The following is an 18,621-nucleotide window of genomic DNA, read 5'->3' on the forward strand; positions in this document are numbered from 1 at the left end:
ACACCACCGTCACCCCAGCGCAGGCTGGGTTCCATGTCTGTTGGTGATCGCCGGGCGGTTGCTCACCCTCGACACAGACATGGGTGCCAGCCTGCGCTGGCATGACGAAGGTCAGTTCTTGAGCTTCCAGCCTGAGCGCAGCAGCGCGTAGCAGGCGATCCCCATCACGACATCGATGGCGCCGATGATCGCGGCGCTCGCGCCGATCGAAACGTAGCCGTCGCTCACGCCCAGGAAGCCGTAGCGGAAGCCGGATATGATGTAGAAGAACGGATTGGCGTGGCTCACCGCCTGGAAGGCGGGGGCGAGGCGATCGACCGAGTAGAAGGTGCCCGACAGCAGCGCGAGCGGGCCGACCACGAAGTTTGTTACCGCGGCGGCATGGTCGAACTTTTCCGCCCAGACGGAGGTGAGCACGCCCAGGAAGGCGAGGAAGGCGGAGCCCGCCAGCCCGAACCACAGGATCGCGAGCGGGTGGAGCGGCGTCACATGGACGCCCGGCCAGAGCGCCATCGCGAGCCACACCGCCGCGCCGACGCACGCCGCGCGGGTCACCGCGCCGCCGACCAGCGCCGCCAGCAGCTCCGCGGTGGAGAGCGGCGGCATCAGATAGTCGACGATGGTGCCCTGGATCTTGCCGACCAGGAGCGAGAAGCTCGCGTTGGCGAACGCGTTCTGGAGCATGCCCATCACGATCAGCCCGGGCGCAATGAAGTCGGCGAAAGCGACGGTTATGCCGCCGACCGCGACCGCGCTGCGCCCGCCCATCGCGACCGTGAACACGACCAGGAACAGCAGCGTCTGGATCGCCGGCGCCCAGATCGTCTGCAACTGCACCTTGAAGAAGCGGCGCACCTCCTTCACATAGAGCGTCTTCAGGCCGCCCCAGTTGACGTTGCGGATGGTGGGCACACCAGGGGCGGGCAACCGGGTATCGGCGCCGTGGGAGGGCTGGTCGAGCATCGCCGCGCGGCGTAATCGACCGGGCACCCGGCCGCAAGCAAGAGAGTGACGCAAAACAGATGAGCTGGACCGACGAGCGGATCGACACGCTGAAGACGATGTGGGAAGCGGGCCAGACCGCCAGCCAGATCGCCGAGGCGCTGGGCGGCGTCAGCCGCAACGCCGTGATCGGCAAGGCGCACCGCCTGGGCCTGCAGGCGCGCCCGTCGCCGGTGAAGCCGAACGAGCCCGACGCGGTCGCGGCGACGCCGACCCCGGCCTCCGTTCCCGCTGTTTCCCCGGCGGCGGCAGCGCCGTTCGATGACGAGTATGAGGCGCCCGCGGCGACATCACCGGCGCCGCAGCCGGCCGTTGCGGCGCGCGGCGAGGCCGATCCGCAGTCCGCGCCGCTCGCGGCCCAGCCGGTCCTGCGGTCCGTCGGGCCGGGCGGGTTCGTGCGCCAGAACCCAGGCGAGCAGGCGCCGCCGAGCACCCCAGCCCCGCCGCGTCGGCTGGTGCCGGCCAAGCCAAGCGAGGCGATCGCGGGCAAGACCTCGCTCCTCGACCTCAACGACCGCATCTGCAAGTGGCCGCTCGGTCACCCGGGCGAGCCCGACTTCCACTTCTGCGGTGACAAGGTCAATCCGGGCTTCCCCTACTGCGTCGCGCACTGCGGCCACGCCTATCAGGCGCAGATGCCGCGCCGCGACCGCCGGCCGCCGCCGCCGCTGCCCTACGGCGGGCCGCGGGTCCGCTAAGGGTCAGTCGCGCGATCGGCTCAGCGTAGCCCGTCGTGCGCTTCCCGCACCAGCCGGGTCGCGCTCGACAGGCGCCGCTTCTCCAGTCGGCCGAGATACTCGTCGCACATCGCGTCGGTGACCGAGTCGATCATGTCGAGGAACGGCGCCGCGGCCTCCGTCAGGCGCAAGCCCTTGGCACGGCGATCCCCTTCGAAGGGGACGCGCTCGACGAGGCCCTGCGCCTCAAGCGCGTGCAGCAGGCGGACCAGCGTCGGCCCCTCGATCCCGATCAGCTCTGCCAGCCGGCTCTGGGTGATGGGGCCGTTCGCCTCCGCCAGCCAGTAGAGGACCGTGCCGCGGGCGAGCGTCAGGCCCTTCGCCTTCAGCCGCTCATCCGCCATCGATCGCCAGCGGCGGCCGAGCAGCACGCACTCGCGCACGAACTCCAGCTCGGGCCGGACCTCCTTTGCCGTGATTCGCTCCACCGTCCCCTCCCTGGCAGATTCACTAGCTTGGTATGTAACTCGTTACGCTCCCGTCCGCTAGTGCGAGCATCTGGTCGCAGCGCGAAAGGCTCTCGCGGCGGTGCGCGACGATCAGGATGGTCGGGCGGGGAACAAGCGCGGCAAGCGCGTCCAGCACCGCCGCCTCGCCCGCCACGTCAATGGCGTTGGTCGCCTCGTCCAGGATCAGCAGCCGCGGTCGGCGCAGCAGCGCGCGCGTGATCGCGAGGCGCTGACGCTCGCCTCCCGACAGGCGGCTGCCGCGATCGCCGACGAGGGTGTCGAGCCCGGCCGGCAGCGCGGCGACCACCGCGTCCGCGCCCGTCGTCGCGAGCGCATCGGCGAGCACGTCGGGTGGGCACCCCGCCGCCGCTAGATTGTCGCGCACCGTGCCGTGGAACAAATAGCCGTCCTGCGGCACATAGCCGATCTGGCTGCGCCAGCCGGCGCGGGCTCCGCCCGTCAGTTGTACGCCGCCGACGGTGATGACGCCCGACTGCGGCAACAGCAGTCCGGCGATCAGATCGACGAGCGTCGTCTTGCCCGCCCCCGACGCGCCGACGATCCCGACGATCGCGCCGGGCGCCAGGGTCACCGACAGCGCGCGGAGCCCGGCCGATCCCGGATGGGCGAAGGAAACGTGATCGAGCACGATCGGTCCGGCAGGCGGCGTGCGGACCGGGGCGCTTTCGGTCTCGGCGGTCGGCAGATCGTCGCCGAGCGCGCGCACGCTCTCGAAGCTAGGCAGACCGAAAAACAGGTTCTGGAGCGAGGCCTGGATCACCTGCGCCGGCGGGTTCATGCGGGCGAGCACCACGACCAGCGTCAGCAGCGCCGGGGCGGGAACGGCGAGCAGCACCGCCGCCGCGATGACGAGCGCGGCCGCGGCCGCGGCGGCGAAGGCGAAGCCGGTCCGCGACGCGCTGCTCGCGCGCGCGAACGCGACCTGATGATCGCGGATGCCCCGCTGCGCGGCGGCGAAGCTCTGCGTAAAGCGATCGGTGTCTCCTTCCGCCAGCGCCGCCTTCAGCCCGCCGAGCAGCGAGCCGGCGCCCTGCATCAGCGACAGATTGGCCGCGACCAGACGCCCGCCCAAGTCCCGGGTGCGCCCGGCCCGCGCGAGCAGCAGCACGCCCGCCGCCGCCATCAGGAGCAGGACCCCGCCGGCGAGCACCGGCGCCAGCCACAGCGCGATCGCCGCCTGGACCAGCAGCATTAGCGCCGCAACCGTGCCCTGCACCAGATACTGCGCGCTCGCCGCCACCCGCTGCATGTCGGCGGCGAGCAGGCTGGTGAGCCGGGCGTGCTGGAGCCGGGCGAGGTCGCTCCAGCGCGCCGCCGCCAGCGTGTCGATCGCCCGGATGCGCAGATCCTCCACGAAGCGAGCCTGGAGGTCGGCAAGGGTGACGTCGCGGGCGTGGAGCACCAGCGAGCGGAGGGCCATCAGCGCCACGAAGGCGGCTAGCAGCAGGGCGAGCTGCCCCGACTGGCTGGACAGCCCGACCCCCGCGAGGGCTGCGCGCACCGCCTCGTTTCCGCCGGAGACGATTAGCGCGAGGATCGGGACCAGGACGACGAGCCCCACCCCCTCCAGCACCGCCCCGGCAGCGACCAGCGCCGCCGCCGTCCGGGCCCGCGGACCGGCCGACGCCAGCAGCGCGCGGGCGAACCGCGCGAGCGCCGCGAGGCTGGTCATGCTGCCGTCTTTCATGGCGTCGACCCTAGCGGACGGCGGGCGGGCGTCGAGCGTCATCGCACCGCCCCGGTGCGATCCGCGCTTGCACGCCGCCGCGGACCTGCGCGATGGAAGCGCTCCCGATGTGCCCGCCCCTGCCATGAGCCTCTGCGGCATTGCCTCGCTGGACCGGCACGCGCCGCTCGACCTCGATCGCGTGCTGCGCGCCGTGACGATCGGCAATCCGCGTGCGGCCCGGCGCTGGAGCGGCGAGGGTGTCCGGCTGGCGGCGGCGGACGGCGCCGGTCTGGCGACGGGGCCCGGTGGGCGGGTCGCGCTGCTCTCGGGCGAGCTCCACGAACGCGGTTCACTGCGAGCGGCCTTGGGGCTCACCGACGCGCCGCGCGACGATGCGGCGCTGCTGCTCGCCGCCTATGATCGCTGGGGGGTCGAACTGGTCCAGCACGTGGTCGGCGACTGGAGCCTGGCGATCTGGGACGGCGCGGACCGCCGGCTGCTGCTGGCGACCGATCCCGGCGGCTACCATCCGCTGGCGGTGCACGCCGATGCCGATACCGTCCGCTTCGCGACTGACGCCCGTGCGCTCCTAGCCGATCCGGCGATCGAGCGCGAGATCGACGAGGCGAAGGTCCTCGACTGGCTGGCCTATTCCAGCGCCGCGGCCGATCACAGCTTCTACAAGGGGATCCACCGCGTCGCGCCCGGCGCGCGCGCGGTGTGGACGGACGGTACGCTGACGCTGGAGCGCTGGTGGCAGCCCGAGCGGCTGCCGCTGCTGCGGCTGCGGCACCACGACGACTATGTGGAGGCGGTCCGCACCGCGCTGGACGAGGCGGTGCGCTGCCGCCTGCCCGCCGACCGCACGGTCGGATCGCAGCTGTCCGGCGGGCTCGACAGCGGTGCGGTCACCGCGCTCGCCGCGCGGGCGCTTGCCGCCGGCGGACGCCGGCTAACCGCCTTCACCGCCGCCCCCGCGCGCGCCGTCGCGGACGTGCGCGGCCGCTTCGGCGACGAGTGGCCGCACGCCGCGGCGGTTGCCGCGCTCCACCCCAACATCGACCATGTTCGAATCGCCAACGACGACCAACCCCTGTTCGACGTGGTCGAGCAGCGTGAGGCGGCGCAGGACGTGCCGCTGTTCAATCTGTCGAACAGTGTTTGGGTGAGCGCGATCGACCGCGCGGCGCGCGACCGCGGGATCGGCGTCCTGCTGACCGGCGGCATGGGCAACATGAGCTTCAGTTGGGACGGCGCGCTGGCCGCGGCGGAGGCGGTCGGGCGCGGGCGGATCGACCAGGCGGTCGGCCATGCGCTGGCCGAGAAGCACCGGCTGGGCCATTCGTGGCGGTGGGTGGCGGGGTCCCTGACCGACGCGGTGCTGCCGCCGCGCCTCAGCCGCCGGCTGCGATGGCGCCTAGGCCATGGCGGGTGGCGGTTCGGCGACGCCTCTCTGATCGACCCGTCGTTCGCGGCGCGGCTGGGACGCAGCGCGGACGATCTGGACCGGGACAGCGACCTGCGCGCGCTCAACCCACGCGATGGCCGCGGGCTGCGGCTCGCGGTGGTGCGGCGAATGAACGTGCAGGGCGAGTTCGCCCGCGGCACGCGCCGGCTCTACGGCGTGGAGGTGCGCGACCCGACTGCGGATCGCCGGCTGCTGGAGCTGTGCCTCAGCATCCCGGAAGCCGAGTTCCGCCACGGCGGCATGCCGCGCGCGATCGCCCGGGGAGTGGCCGCAGACCTGCTGCCGCCCCATGTCGCGGGAGAGACGCGCAAGGGACTGCAGGCGGCCGACTGGGCGCACGGCGTCGATCAGGCGCTGCCGGCGCTGAAGGCGGAGCTCGCGCGGCTGCGCGCCAGCCGGGCGGTACCGGGATGGATCGACCTCGATCGCGCGGAGCGCCTGCTGGCCGACTGGCGCGGTCCCGAGGACTCTCGCGCGACCGAGGTACTCGCCGTCACCCGCGCGCTCGCCGCCGGGCGCTTCCTGCGCCGGCTGGAGGGCGGCAACGCGTGAGGCGATCGGTGCTGGACAGGTGGCGGGCCCGCTCCGGCGCGGAGCGGCGGGCGGTGGCGGAAGCGTTCGCAACGCTGATCTGGGCGTCGGCGCTGGTGCGGTTCCGACCGTTCCGCCGCTTGGCCGCGGTGGCGCAGCGGCGGCCCGCTGCCCACGAGCAGGGGGATGCGGCCGCCACGGTCGCGCTGGTCCGCTGGGCGGTCGCAGCGGCCGCCCGGCGGGCACGGTTCCGCGCCGTTTGCATCGAGCAGGGCGTGGCCGCGCAGGCGATGCTGCGCCGGCGCGGGATCGCCACGACCCTCCACTACGGCGTCGCGCGCGAGGGCGAGGCGCTGGCTGCGCATGTCTGGGTCACCTGGCGCGGAGAGGATGTGGTCGGGGGCGCACAGGCCGCGGATTTTCATGAGGTCGCGCAGCTCGGCCCTGCACGCGGCAGGTGACGGCCGCCGCCAACCTGTTCTACGGTACGCGAAACGGGGGAATTATATCGTGAAGCACAGCGTCGCCAGCGTCCTTGCCAGCCTGTTCATCCTAGGCGCGGCGGCAGCGCAGGTCCCGCCCCGCGGCGACCGCCCGGTCGAGCAGACCAGGGCGCCGGAGGACCGGGCGATCGATCCGCTGCCCACCCCCACTCCGCCCGCGACGCCGGTCGCGACGGCTACCCCGGCTGCGCAGCCGACTCCGCTCGCCACGCCTACGCCCAAGCCCGCCAAGTGGGACGTCAACGCGCCGCCGGGCGTCGTCATCCGCCAGGTGCCGATCAATGTCGACGAGGGCAGCTGGATGGACCTGGACGTGTCGCCGGACGGCCGCATCCTTGCCTTCACGCTGCTCGGCGACATCTACACCATGCCGATCGCGGGCGGCACGCCGACGCGGATCGCCGAGGGGCTCGCCTGGGAGGTTCACCCGCGCTGGTCGCCGGACGGCCGCCGCCTCGCCTTCACCTCCGACCGCGGCGGCGGCGACAACATCTGGGTGATGAACGCCGACGGCAACGACAAGCGTCAGGTGACGAAGGAGAACTTCCGCCTCCTCAATCAGCCGACCTGGAGCCCCGACGGCCGCTTCATCGCCGCCAAGAAGCACTTCACCACCGGCCGCTCGCTCGGCACCGGCGAGGTGTGGCTCTACCACGTATCGGGCGGCGCGGGCGTTCAACTGGTCAAGCGCGCGAGCGAGGCGCTGCAGAAGGAGCTTGGCGAGCCGGTCTACGCACCCGACGGCAAGGGCATCTACTACACGCGCAACATCACGCCCGGCCCGATCTTCGAGTACGCGCAGAACTCGAACACCGACCTGTTCAACATCGAACGCTACGACATCGCGACGGGTGAGGTGACGACCATCGTGTCGGGCGCGGGCGGATCGGTGCGGCCGACCCCCTCGCCAGACGGCAAGCTGATCGCCTTCGTGCGGCGCGAGCGGACGCGGTCCAAGCTGTACGTTAAGGACCTCTCGTCCGGCGTCGAGCGCAAGATCTACGACGCGCTCGACCAGGACGTGCAGGAGACCTGGGCGGTGACGGGCGTCTACCCCAACATGGCCTGGACCCCCGACAGTCGCTCCGTCGTGTTCTGGGCGGGCGGGAAGATCCGCCGCGTGGGCGCGGGCGGCACGGGCGCGGCGGTGATCCCGTTCCGCGTCAATGACACACGCGGCGTCACAGCCGCGCCGCACCCGCAGATCGCGGTCGCACCGGCGACGTTCGAGACAAAGATGCCGCGTTTCGCCAGCGTGTCGCCCGACGGCAGCCGCGTGGTGTTCGAGACGCTCGGCAAGCTGTGGGTTAAGCCGACCGCCGGCGGCAATGCGCGGCGACTGACCGGCGGGAGCGGCGACGAGCTGGAGCTGTTCCCGGCCTGGTCGCGCGACGGCCGCACCATCGCCTTCGTCAGCTGGACCGACGCTGAGCTCGGCCGCATCCGTACGGTGGCGGCGGGCGGCGGCGCGGCGCGCGACGTCACGACGCAGCCCGGCCATTATGCCCGTCCCCGCTTCTCGCCCGACGGACGCACCCTCGTGTTCGAGAAGCGCGAGGGCGGCAGCGTGACCGCGCCGGCGTACAGCGAGAACCCCGGCATCTACCGTGTGGCCGTGACCGGCGGCACGCCGAGCCTCGTCTCACGCAGCGGCGCCAACCCGCAGTTCGGCGCCGACAACGACCGGATCTTCACCGTCGCCTCCGCAGCCGGCAAGCGCCAGCTCGTCTCGACCGACCTGTCGGGCGGGCAGAAGCGGGTCCATGCCGCAGGTGAACTGGTCAGCGACTACATCGTCTCGCCAGACGGCGAGTACCTCGCCTTTCGCCAGAACTACGCCGCCTATGTCACGCCGTTGATGCCGGGTGTGCAGGAGGCGCCGGCCGACATGGACGCGAAGGCACTACCGGTCACCCGCGCGAGCGCGGGCGGCGCGGAGTACATCGGCTGGTCGAACGACGGCAAGCGCCTGCACTGGAGCCTTGGCCCCACGCTCTACACCGCCGACAGCGCCGCACTGTTCCGGACCGCGCCAGCAGACGAGAGCGCGCCCAAGTTCGTGCCGCCGACCAGCGGCGTGTCGCTGTCGATGCCGGTCACCGCGGCGAAGCATCGCGGCACGGTAGCGCTGACCGGCGCGCGCGTCGTCACCATGGCGAACGACGCGGGCGGGATCATCGACGACGGCGTCGTCGTGATCGACGGCGACCGCATCGCTGCGGTCGGGCCGCGCGGCACCACGGCGATCCCGGCCGGCGCCCGCACGATCGACATGGGCGGCAAGACGATCATCCCCGGGCTGATCGACGCGCACGCGCACGGGCCGCAGGGTGACGACGAGGTCGTGCCGCAGCAGAACTGGTCGGCGGTGCAGAACCTGGCGATGGGCACCACAACCATCCACGACCCGTCATCCCAGGCGAGCGAGATCTTCGTCGCGGCCGAGCGCCAGCGCGCGGGCACGCTGCTTGCACCCCGCATCTTCTCGACCGGCGAGATCGTCTACGGCGCCAAGGCCGCGGGCGTGTACGCGCAGATCGACAGCATCGACGACGCGCTCGCCCACGTCCGCCGTCTGAAGGCGCAGGGCGGCCACTCGGTCAAGAACTACAACCAGCCGCGCCGCGACCAGCGCCAGCAGGTGGTGGAGGCCTCGCGCCGCGAGAACATGCAGGTGGTGGCGGAGGGCGGATCGCTGTTCGGGATGGACATGACGCTGATCGCCGACGGCAATTCGACGCTGGAGCACAATGTGCCCCTCGACGTCTTCTACGAGGATGTCCTGAGCTTCTTCAGCCAGAGCCAGACCAACTACACGCCAACGCTGGTGGTCAGCTACGGCGGACTCGCCGGCGAGCCGTACTGGGACCAGGCGATCGACGTGTGGAAGCACCCGCTGCTCCGCCACACGCCGCCCGACCGGCTCCAGGCCAAGCTGGTCCGCGTCACCAAGGCGCCGGAGGAGGATTTCGTCGACGACGACAATGCGCGGGAGGCCAACAAGCTCGCGAAGCGCGGCGTGAAGGTGTCGATCGGCGCGCACGGGCAGCAGGCCGGAATCGGATCGCACTTCGAGCTGTGGTCGTTCGTGCGCGGCGGGATGACGCCGGTCGAGGCGCTTCGGGCCGGTACGATCGCCGCGGCGCAGTCGCTCGGCATGGCGCGCGACATCGGCAGCCTGGAGGTCGGCAAGCTCGCCGACTTGGTCGTGCTCGACGCCGACCCGACCGCCGACATCCGCAACTCGGACAAGGTTTCACGCGTGATGCTCGGCGGACGGCTTTACGATGCCGCGACCATGAACGAGGTCGATACGGGAACCGCCAGGCGCCTGCCGTATTGGTGGGAGCAATGAGCGAGCCCGCCCCGTGACCGCCGCCGCCCGCGATGATCTGAACGAACTAATCGCGCGAGTCGGCCAGGGCGACCGTGCGGCGCTGCGCCGCGTCTACGACGCAACCTCGGCGCGGCTGTTCGGCATCTGCCTGCGCCTTGCCGGGTCGCGTGACGCGGCGGAGGACGCGCTGCAGGAGACGTTTCTGCGGGTGTGGCGCCGCGCCGACCGCTTCGATCCGGCCCGCGCGAGTGCGATGACCTGGCTCGCGCTGATCGCGCGCGGCGTGGCAATCGATGGCCGGCGCGTCGACGGGCGGCTGGCGCAGGGCATCGCCGCCGCCGCAGCGCTGCCGGAGGCGGACACCGCCGCGACGGAGATCGAGGAGCTGTATGCGCTCAACGAGTGTCTCGCGCGGCTCGACGATGCTCAGGGACAGTTCATCCGTTCGGCCTTCTACGACGGATATAGCTATGATGAACTTGCGCGCGCCGCGGAGTTGCCGGCGGGAACGATGAAGAGTCGCATCCGCCGCGGGCTCGCCGCCTTGAGAAAGTGCCTGGACGGTGACTGATTTCGCCGGTGACCCTTCCGAAGACGACCTGCTCGCGGGCGAGCTCGCACTCGGCGTGCTGCGCGGGGACGAGCGCGCGGCCGCGCTGCGACGCGTCGTCGCGGAGCCGGCGTTCGCGCGGGCGGTCGAGGACTGGCAGCTGCGCCTGGCGCCGCTGCTGCTCCGGATCGAACCGGCGGCCGCGCCGGAGCAGTTGTGGACCGGGATCGAGCGCTCGCTGCCCGATGCTGCTGCCGCGCCCGCCACGATCAGGCGCTGGCGGATCGCGACCGCGCTGTCGACCGCGGTCGCAGCCTCGCTGGCTGTGCTCCTGGTCGCGCGGCACCAGCCTGTTGCACCACCTCCCCCGGTTGCAACCGTCCCCGCACCCACACCGATGCTGGCGCAGGTGCCGACTGCCGAGGGGCTGCCGATCGTGAGTGCGCTCTACGACGCGAGCAGCGGACGTCTGCGCGTCCGGACCGCCAACCTGCCGAGCGGCGAGCACGCGCCCGAGCTGTGGGTGATCGTCGGCGATGCCGCGCCGCGCTCGCTCGGCATGGTGCGGCTGAACGGTGCGAGCGAGCACAGCCTGCCGCAGGCGCTGCGCCCGGCGTTGACCGACGGCGCGATCATTGCGGTGACGATGGAGCGGCCGGACGCGCCGTCCCACGCCGCACCGACCGGCGCGGTGATGGGAACGGCCCGGCTGACGATCGTCTAGCGCTAGAGGCGCAGGAGGCCGGCGCCCGCCCCGTCGACGCTGCCGCGCGAGCCGCCCCAGCCCTGCATCGTCGGGTCGGCGCGGTCGCTCTTGCCGAAAGGCGCGATCAGGCCGGAGTAGCTGCGCTCGGCCGGGCCGTAGCTCTCGCCCGCTGCCACCTGAAGCTGGGCGCGGTCACGCACGTACACCTGCCCGCGGGTGCAGCGGAGCACGCCGTTGCCCTCCAGCACGTGCAGCGTGTCGGTTACGCTTGCGCGGCGCACGTGCAGCGTGTTGGCGAGCTCGACATGGGTGATCGGCAGCGTGTCGCCGTCGATCCGGTCGTGGAGCATCAGCAGCCAGCGCGACAATCGCCGCTCCAGCCCGTCGCGCAGGTTGGCGACCACCGTCCGCCCGAGCTGGACGGTAAAGGCCTGGACGAAGCGGAGCAGCGCGGTGTGGAGCGTCCGGTGCTCCGCGCACAGGTCGATCAGGGTCGCCGCGGGCATGGCGAGCGCCTCGCCCCCGCTCAGTTGCGCAAGGCCGCAGTGCGGCGCGTGGTGGCCACCGAGCAGGACCGGCCAGCCGAGCATGCCTTCGCGCCCGACCAGCCCGACCTCGACCGGATCGCCGCCTTCCACCAACGCCGCGACCGATGCGACGAGCGTCGTCGGGAAGTAGACGTGCATCGGCGCGGAGACGGATGCGCCGATCCGCGCCCCGCTGCGCACCGCAACAGGTTCGAGGAACTGCAGCAACCGCCGCAGGTCGTCAGGTTGAAGCGAGTTCAGCAGTAGGTTCTGCTGCGCTGCAAAACTACTTGTCTGTGTCGAAGCCATGTCGTCACTACCGCCTGTCCGTCTTCATTATCCGACAGACAAGCCGTCGCGGATGCATCGGTCCGGCATCGCACGCAGATTTTATAAGCAGGAACATACGACTGCCAGCCGGGGTTCAGCCATCACCATCAATATGTCGGGAGGCGGCTACCATGGTTGACGAGACCCAAGTAATCGACGCGCTGGATGCGCGCGTGAAGCGGCGGGAAGAACGCCGTGATTTCTTCAAGACCGTGGGCGCCGCAACCATGTTCGCCGGTGGTGCGGCGATCGCGATGGGGGGTGGCATCACCGCGCTGGAGGCGCAGACCGCGCCGACCGACAACGACGTGCTCAACTTCGCGCTGAACCTCGAGTATCTGGAAGCGCAGTTCTACTATTATGCCTCCTATGGCACCGGGCTTCCGGCGGCCAACCTGACCGGCACGGGCACGCAGGGCGCGGTGGTCGCGACCAACGCCGGTGCCGTCCCGTTCACCGATCCGGCGGTGCGCGCCTATGCCCGCGAGATCGCGAACGACGAGCTCGCCCACGTCGTGTTCCTTCGCAGTGCGCTGGCCACGGCAGCGGTGGCGCAGCCGGCGATCGACATTTCCGCGACGCCGACCAGCGCCTTCTCCAACGCCGCGCGGGCGGCCGGGCTGATCGGCGCGGGTGCGACGTTCAACCCATATTCGACCGACGAGAACTTCCTGCTCGGGGCCTATATCTTCGAGGATGTTGGCGTGACGGCGTACAAGGGCGCCGCCCCGCTCATCACCAACAAGACCTTTCTGGAGGCAGCGGCCGGCATCTTGGCCGTTGAGGCGTACCACGCGGCGATCGTGCGCGGCACGCTCTACCAGAAGGGGATCGCGACCCCGGCGCTGATCGACGCGACGGAGGCGATCAGCAATGCGCGCGACAGCCTCGATGGGTCGACGGACCTCGATCAGGGCGTCCGTCCGATCGGCAACGTCGCCAACATCGCGCCGCTCAATCCCAACGGCATCGCGTTCAGCCGCACGACCGGTCAGGTGCTCAACATCGTGTATCTGAACCGCGCCGCCGTCACGCTCGGCGGGTTCTTCCCGGCCGGCGTCAACGGCACCATCCGCACCAGCACCGCTCAGGCGTAAGGGGAGCCACCATGGATCAAGAGAACATCTCCGCCATCCTCGCCGCCTGCGACGAACGTCGCACGCATCGGCGAGCCTTCCTGCGTCGCGCAGGAACCGTCAGCGCGCTTGTCGCCGGTGCGGGCCTGCTCGCCGCCTGCGACGACGATGACGACGTGACGCCGGCACCCACCCCGACGCCGACCCCCACGCCCACCCCGACGCCGACGGCCAGCCCGACGACCGCCGGGCCGAGCGAGGCGGACGTGCTCAACTTCGCGCTCAACCTCGAATACCTGGAGGCGCAGTTCTACTCGTTCGCGGCGACCGGCGCCGGCCTCCCGAACGACCAGTTGACCGGGCTTGGCACGCAGGGTGCCGTGACCGGCGGCCGTCAGGTCAATTTCACCGACCCGCAGGTCGCCGCCATCGCCCGCGAGATCGCGATCGACGAGCGTGAGCACGTCAACTTCATCCGCAACGCGCTCGGCGCGGCGCGGGTTGCCCAGCCCGCGATCGATCTGGGCGTCACCGCCACCAGCGCCTTCTCCAACGCCGCTCGTGCGGCCGGGCTGATCGGTGCCGGCGCAACGTTCGACCCGTTCGCCAACGACGAGAACTTCCTGCTTGCCGCCTTCCTGTTCGAGGATGTCGGCCCTACTGCGTACAAGGGCGCGATCCAGTTCATCAACACGCCCGCGGTGATCGAGGCGGCTGCCGGCATCCACGCGGCAGAGGCCTATCACGCCGGGCTGATCCGCACGGTGCTGTACCGTAAAGGTCTGACGACCGGATCGCTGATCGACGCCACGGAGGCGATCTCCAACGCGCGCGACAGCCTGGACGGCTCGTCGGACATCGATCAGGGCATCCGCGCCAGCGGCACGGGAGCGGCGATCACCGCAAACCTCGTGCCGACCGACGCGAGCGGCATCATCTTCCGCCGCACGCCGGGTCAGGTGCTCAACATCGTCTACCTCAATGCCGGGGCGGTGACGTCCGGCGGGTTCTTCCCGGCCGGCGCCAACGGCACGCTCCGCACCAGCGGCGCCTGATCGTCATCACTGGCATGAGAAAGGGGGCGGTTGACTATGGTCGACCGCCCCTTCGTTTTGCTCAGCCCCCGATCCGCGCCAGTCGCGCTTAATCGATGACGCCCTCGAGCCGCCTCAGCGCGCGCTTGCGCTCGACCCCGTAGGCGTAGCCGCCCATCGATCCGTCGCCGCGCTGAACACGGTGGCAAGGGATCACCACCGCCACCTGGTTCGCGCCGCAAGCGGTGCCGGCGGCGCGTACGGCCTCCGGCCGACCGACAGCGGCGGCGAGTTGCGCGTAGCTGCGCGTCTCACCCGGCGGGATCGCGCGCAACGCCGCCCAGACCGCCTCCTGAAAAGCGGTCCCCTGCACGTCGAGCGGCAGGTCGGTATGCCGCCCCGGCTGCTCGACCTCGGCGACGACCCGCTCGGCGAGCGCCGCGAGCGCTTCGCCGCCCACCTCGATCGTCGCGTGCGGGAAGCGAGCGGCAAGTGCCGCCGCATCCTCGTCGAACGACACGCGGCACAGTCCCTTGTCGGTTGCGGCGACCAGCAGCGGGCCGAGGCTGGTCGGAGCGACCGTCCAGCGGATGGTCACGCCCGCGCCGCCGCGCCGCCAGGCCGAGGGCGTCATCCCGAGCCGGTCGGCCGCGCGCTCGTAGAAGCGCGACGGCGCGCCGTAGCCGCCTTCGTAGATCGCAGCCGTCACGGTGGGCTCGCTCCCCAGCGCCGCCGCCGTGCGGTGTGCCTGGAGCGCGCGGACATAGGCGGCCGGCGTGATCCCGGTCGCGCGCTTGAACAGGCGGTGGAAGTGATGCGGTGCATAGCCGACCTGCGCCGCGAGTTGATCGAGCGGGATGCGCTCCTCCGCCGCCTCCAGCGCAGCGATCGCCGCCGCGACCGCGACCCGCTCACGGCCGACCTCGTCGGGCAGGCAGCGTCGGCACGCCCGAAACCCGGCGGCCTGCGCGGCCGCCACGTCCGCGAAGAAGCGCACGTGCTCGCGTCGCGGGCGCCGCGCAGGGCAGCTCGGCTTGCAGTAGATGCCGGTGGTGGTCACCGCCACGATCACGCGGCCATCCGCCGCGCGGTCACGGCGGTCAAAGGCGGTCCAGGCCGCCGTCTCGTCGATCTCGGTCATGGCGACCGCATACTAGCGCCCCGGCCGGCGAGCGTCCCGGTGTTTGCGCTCAAAGCTGTTTAACCACTCACCCGTTCGCCCTGAGTAGCCGCTGATCGAAGTCGAAGCGGCGTATCGAAGGGCCGGTGCTTCGATACGAGCCTTCGCCTACGCTCAGTCTCTACTCAGCACGAACGGGATGCGTTTAGCTACCGGGCAGTTCCTTGGCGTCGATCGGGGCCAGGAACTCGAATCCGGTCACCCCGTCCTCTGTCCAGACGACCCGGGCGTGGCGATCGGCACCGCCCTGGCCGAGCCCAAGCTTGACCAGCGTACCGGTCGGCAGCGGAATCGACACCCGCGCCCGCGCGCCGTTCAGCGACAGGTCGAGCAGGTCGATCCCAAGCGCGATGCGCGCACTCGCCTTGCGGTTGGTGGGGTGGCGAGACTCGCGGCGGAGGTTGGCGGCGGCGGACATGCATGCTGGTTACCGCAACCTTGGTAAAGGCGGCGTTACGACGCGCCGCCTTGACTTCCCGCAGTGCAGCAGGCATGTAGCGCCGCAGCAAGGCCCTCAACACGGCTGCGTGATCGGACGGCGACAGCCGCCCCGGCCCGGACCTTGCTCCACCCAAGCTTCCCCTGTCACGCGGGTCGCCAGTCTTTGGCCCCGTCGTATCGCGCCCCCGCTGTGGGTTGAGCGCGCGCCGACTCCCATCCACGAGTCCATCATCACATGACCAAGTTCACCGACCTCGGGCTGTCGAAGCCCGTCATCGACGCCCTCGCCGCCAAGGGCTATGAGACGCCGACCCCGATCCAAGCGCAGGCGATCCCCGCTCTGCTGGAGGGCCGCGACCTGCTCGGCATCGCCCAGACCGGCACCGGCAAGACCGCCGCCTTCACCCTCCCCTCGATCGACCACTTGGTCGCCTCCGGCAAGCGCGCGCTGCCGCGGCAGTGCCGAATGCTCGTGCTCGCGCCGACGCGGGAGCTCGCGGCGCAGATCGCCGACAATGCGCGCGGCTATTCCAAGTTCGCCAAGCTCTCCGTCGTCACCGTGTTCGGCGGCACCTCCGTCCACAAGAACAAGGTCGATCTGTCGAAGGGGTGCGACATCCTGGTGGCAACACCCGGTCGCCTGCTCGACCTGATCGACGAGGGGCACCTGTCCCTCAGCGCGGTCGAGATCTTCGTCCTCGACGAGGCCGACCAGATGATGGACCTGGGCTTCATTCACGCGCTCAAGCGGGTGGTGAAGATCCTGCCGCACCAGCGCCAGTCGCTGTTCTTCTCGGCCACCATGCCGTCGGCGATCCGCGAGCTGTCGAGCCAGTTCATCAAGGATCCGGTCGAGGTGAAGGTGACCCCGGTCGCCACCACGGCGGAGCGGGTCGAGCAGCAGGTGATCCACGTCAACCAGACGGAGAAGCAGGCGCTGCTCACCATGGCGCTGCAGCAGCTCAAGATCGACCGAGCGCTGGTGTTCACCCGCACCAAGCACGGCGCCGACCGCGTGGTGAAGCTGCTCGCCGCCAACGATGTCGCCGCGAACGCAATCCACGGCAACAAGTCGCAGCCGCAGCGTGAGCGGGCGCTCGCCGCGTTCCGCTCGGGCGAGGTGCCGATCCTGGTCGCGACCGACATCGCCGCGCGTGGCATCGACGTGTCGGGGGTGAGCCACGTCTTCAATTTCGAGCTGCCCAACGTGCCGGAGCAGTATGTCCACCGCATCGGTCGCACCGCGCGAGCCGGCGCGGACGGGATCGCGATCAGCTTCTGTGCCGAGGACGAGCGGCCGTACCTCCGCGACATTGAGAAGCTGACCCGGCAGAAGATCGCGGTGCGCGGCCTGCCCGACAACTTCCTGGAGGAAGCGGCCAAGCTGGTGAAGGCGCGCAAGCCCGTGCCGGTCAGCCGCGATGAGCAGAACGGCCGCGCCGGCCGCGCGATGCAGGGCGGTGGCGGTGGCCGCGGCGGCCGTAGTGGCGGCGGCAGCAGCGACGGCGAGCCGCGGCGGTTCTTTCCGGCCAAGAAGCGCTTCAGCGCAAAGCCTGCCGGTGGCGGCGGCGGCAGTGGCGGCGGCCAGCGTCGCGCCGGCGGCGGCGGCGGTCGCGGACGCTGATCGGGGGCGGCGTCCGGCTCAGTCGTTGGCCGGCGCCCCCTCCCCCAGATAGCCGGAGAGCGGCACCAGCTGCTGCTCGGTGATCGTGTCCGGCAGCAGCATGATCGTCTGCGTCGGCATCATGTACCATAGCAACATACGCGCGGCGCCGTCCGGGTCCTGCCCGGCACCGAAGCCGTCGCGGCGGCGATTGACGATCAGGCTGCGCGACGGCCGGAGCGCCGGATCGACCATCACCGCCACGCGCGGCTCGGCAATCCCCCACCCCTGTACCAGGTGGCGATACAGCGCGCGCGCGGTGGCGGGCGGCAGGTATTCGCTCGACGGTGCGCCAATCATGACCTGATGGCTGGCGCGGACAGTCAGCGCCTGATGGCCGTTGCGCTGGTCGACCGCGTAGACCGCCTCATCGACCGGGCGCGCGCCCGCGTCCGCATCGACCGGGTCGCCCGCCGGATCGTCGAAGCGCAGCATCGCGTCGAGCCGACCCATCGAGAACACGAACTGCGGCGCGTCGGCCGGATCGTCGGGCGAGGCGAAGATCGCCGCGCCGGTCGCGTTATCCACCAGGCTGCGCGCGAGATTGCCGATCGACTGCGCCTCGAACGCGCCGCCGCGCGGCAGGTCGAAGCGAAGGTAGGGAAAGCCGTCCGGTCCCGTGAAGGCGGTCGGCGCGGGCAGCTCGGCCGAGCCATGCCACGCCGCATCGAAGAAGCGGCGGTGCCAGTCGTCGTCGCGTCGCTCGGGCGGCAGGGCGAACAAGTCGTGGAGGACCGCGGTGCGCGTTAGGTCGAACAGGTCGTCTGAGTGGAGCGAAAAGCGGCGCTTCCTCGTCTCGACGACGCGGAGCGGTGGTGCCTCGGTGACGGCGGACGCGGGTGGCAACGCGGCTGCTAGCTGGTCCCTACCCTTAGGTGTGCGCTGTCCGCGCAACCAGCTGAACAAACCCATTCGCGCCTCCGGCACCGATCGTGGCCGCTCCGTCCGCACGGCGCAAGCGGCGACCGGACCCGAGCCCGGTCGCCGCCGCAAGCATCACTTCTTGCGGGCGCGCTTCGGCTCGGCGGCAGCTGACGTGTCCTCTTCCTCGTCGCCCTGCTCGTCGCCCGCCTCGACCAGTGCCTCGCCCAGCGACTTGACCTTGTCGCCGTTCTTGTCGGCGCGATCGGCGATCTTCACGGTCGCCTCGCCCAGCCGGTGGAGCAGCGCGTGGACGCGGTCGGCGTCGGGCTCGCCCTTCTCGAGCTGCTTGCGGAGCGACTGAAGGTCGCGAAGGATGCCCTTTGCACCGGTGACATCCAGGTCGGCGAGCGCGGCCTCCCAGTCCTCGATCAGGTCGGCACCCTTCGCCGGCTTGGTCTCGTCCAGCCCGCGATTGATCGCGTTCAGTGTTGCGGCAAACTTCACGGCCATGTTGCTGATCCTCCAAATGGGCG

Annotated in this window: 17 protein-coding genes; 9 read left to right on the forward strand and 8 right to left on the reverse strand. The window is 71.0% G+C overall.

Going from position 1 to position 18,621, the window contains the following annotated elements; genetic code table 11:
* Positions 1 to 111: 111 nt before the first annotated feature.
* Complete coding sequence (locus CRO12_RS00430) at positions 112 to 963, reverse strand: ABC transporter permease (protein WP_097062083.1); 852 nt, start codon at positions 961 to 963, stop codon at positions 112 to 114.
* Between the two features lie 59 nt (positions 964 to 1,022).
* On the opposite strand from CRO12_RS00430, the gene CRO12_RS00435 reads away from it, so the two are divergent.
* Positions 1,023 to 1,700, forward strand: a complete 678-nt coding sequence (locus tag CRO12_RS00435; RefSeq protein ID WP_097062084.1) for a GcrA family cell cycle regulator — start codon at positions 1,023 to 1,025, stop codon at positions 1,698 to 1,700.
* A 20-nt stretch (positions 1,701 to 1,720) separates the two neighbouring features.
* Here CRO12_RS00435 and CRO12_RS00440 read toward each other — a convergent pair whose 3' ends face one another.
* Together CRO12_RS00440 and CRO12_RS00445 are read right to left on the reverse strand one after the other, a co-directional pair.
* Positions 1,721 to 2,167: a MarR family transcriptional regulator gene (locus CRO12_RS00440; protein ID WP_097062085.1), complete on the reverse strand. Its 447-nt coding sequence runs from the start codon at positions 2,165 to 2,167 to the stop codon at positions 1,721 to 1,723.
* Between the two features lie 22 nt (positions 2,168 to 2,189).
* Positions 2,190 to 3,896 carry an ATP-binding cassette domain-containing protein gene (locus tag CRO12_RS00445; protein ID WP_179640773.1) on the reverse strand — a complete coding sequence of 569 codons (1,707 nt, stop codon included), beginning with the start codon at positions 3,894 to 3,896 and terminating at the stop codon, positions 2,190 to 2,192.
* Here CRO12_RS00445 and CRO12_RS00450 point away from each other — a divergent pair.
* Genes CRO12_RS00450 through CRO12_RS00470 form a run of 5 tightly spaced genes read left to right on the forward strand, consistent with a single transcriptional unit; the run spans position 3,895 to position 10,991 of the window.
* Entirely contained in the window at positions 3,895 to 5,898 is a 2,004-nt protein-coding gene (locus tag CRO12_RS00450) for an asparagine synthetase B family protein (RefSeq protein ID WP_179640775.1), read from the forward strand. The two genes, CRO12_RS00445 and CRO12_RS00450, sit on opposite strands and share 2 nt — an antisense overlap.
* On the forward strand, positions 5,895 to 6,338 hold the full coding sequence (locus CRO12_RS00455; protein WP_179640776.1) for a lasso peptide biosynthesis B2 protein: 444 nt from the start codon (positions 5,895 to 5,897) through the stop codon (positions 6,336 to 6,338). The genes CRO12_RS00450 and CRO12_RS00455 overlap by 4 nt, the downstream gene beginning before the upstream one ends.
* A 49-nt stretch (positions 6,339 to 6,387) precedes the next feature.
* The gene (locus CRO12_RS00460) at positions 6,388 to 9,735 is read left to right on the forward strand and encodes an amidohydrolase family protein (protein ID WP_245858082.1); all 3,348 of its coding nucleotides are present in this window, start codon (positions 6,388 to 6,390) and stop codon (positions 9,733 to 9,735) included.
* A 13-nt stretch (positions 9,736 to 9,748) separates the two neighbouring features.
* Positions 9,749 to 10,288 (forward strand): sigma-70 family RNA polymerase sigma factor, encoded by a 540-nt coding sequence (locus CRO12_RS00465; protein WP_097062089.1) that lies wholly within the window; start codon positions 9,749 to 9,751, stop codon positions 10,286 to 10,288.
* Positions 10,281 to 10,991 carry an anti-sigma factor gene (locus CRO12_RS00470; protein ID WP_097062090.1) on the forward strand — a complete coding sequence of 237 codons (711 nt, stop codon included), beginning with the start codon at positions 10,281 to 10,283 and terminating at the stop codon, positions 10,989 to 10,991. Before CRO12_RS00465 ends, CRO12_RS00470 begins: the two co-directional genes overlap by 8 nt.
* A 2-nt stretch (positions 10,992 to 10,993) precedes the next feature.
* Here the strand turns inward: CRO12_RS00470 and CRO12_RS00475 are convergent, their stop codons facing one another.
* Positions 10,994 to 11,809, reverse strand: coding sequence for a Crp/Fnr family transcriptional regulator (locus CRO12_RS00475; RefSeq protein WP_097062091.1), 816 nt, complete (start codon positions 11,807 to 11,809; stop codon positions 10,994 to 10,996).
* Positions 11,810 to 11,961: 152 nt separating this feature from the next.
* Here CRO12_RS00475 and CRO12_RS00480 point away from each other — a divergent pair, with 152 nt between their 5' ends.
* Positions 11,962 to 12,927, forward strand: coding sequence for a ferritin-like domain-containing protein (locus CRO12_RS00480; RefSeq protein ID WP_097062092.1), 966 nt, complete (start codon positions 11,962 to 11,964; stop codon positions 12,925 to 12,927).
* A gap of 11 nt (positions 12,928 to 12,938) precedes the next feature.
* A complete protein-coding gene (locus CRO12_RS00485; protein ID WP_097062093.1) occupies positions 12,939 to 13,961 on the forward strand; it encodes a ferritin-like domain-containing protein in 1,023 nt (340 codons plus the stop codon).
* Between the two features lie 88 nt (positions 13,962 to 14,049).
* On the opposite strand, the gene ada is transcribed toward CRO12_RS00485, so the two are convergent.
* Together ada and CRO12_RS00495 are read right to left on the reverse strand one after the other, a co-directional pair.
* Positions 14,050 to 15,081 (reverse strand): bifunctional DNA-binding transcriptional regulator/O6-methylguanine-DNA methyltransferase Ada, encoded by a 1,032-nt coding sequence (gene ada / locus CRO12_RS00490; protein ID WP_097062094.1) that lies wholly within the window; start codon positions 15,079 to 15,081, stop codon positions 14,050 to 14,052.
* Between the two features lie 184 nt (positions 15,082 to 15,265).
* Positions 15,266 to 15,538 carry a PilZ domain-containing protein gene (locus CRO12_RS00495; RefSeq protein WP_097062095.1) on the reverse strand — a complete coding sequence of 91 codons (273 nt, stop codon included), beginning with the start codon at positions 15,536 to 15,538 and terminating at the stop codon, positions 15,266 to 15,268.
* A gap of 258 nt (positions 15,539 to 15,796) precedes the next feature.
* On the opposite strand from CRO12_RS00495, the gene CRO12_RS00500 reads away from it, so the two are divergent.
* Entirely contained in the window at positions 15,797 to 17,185 is a 1,389-nt protein-coding gene (locus CRO12_RS00500) for a DEAD/DEAH box helicase (protein WP_097062096.1), read from the forward strand.
* Positions 17,186 to 17,203: 18 nt separating this feature from the next.
* On the opposite strand, the gene CRO12_RS00505 is transcribed toward CRO12_RS00500, so the two are convergent.
* Together CRO12_RS00505 and CRO12_RS00510 are read right to left on the reverse strand one after the other, a co-directional pair.
* Entirely contained in the window at positions 17,204 to 18,070 is an 867-nt protein-coding gene (locus CRO12_RS00505) for a hypothetical protein (protein WP_097062097.1), read from the reverse strand.
* Between the two features lie 150 nt (positions 18,071 to 18,220).
* Complete coding sequence (locus CRO12_RS00510; protein WP_179640778.1) at positions 18,221 to 18,598, reverse strand: hypothetical protein; 378 nt, start codon at positions 18,596 to 18,598, stop codon at positions 18,221 to 18,223.
* Between the last annotated feature and the right edge of the window lie 23 nt (positions 18,599 to 18,621).

Source organism: Sphingomonas guangdongensis, from assembly GCF_900199185.1.
GTDB classification, from domain to species: domain Bacteria; phylum Pseudomonadota; class Alphaproteobacteria; order Sphingomonadales; family Sphingomonadaceae; genus Sphingomonas; species Sphingomonas guangdongensis.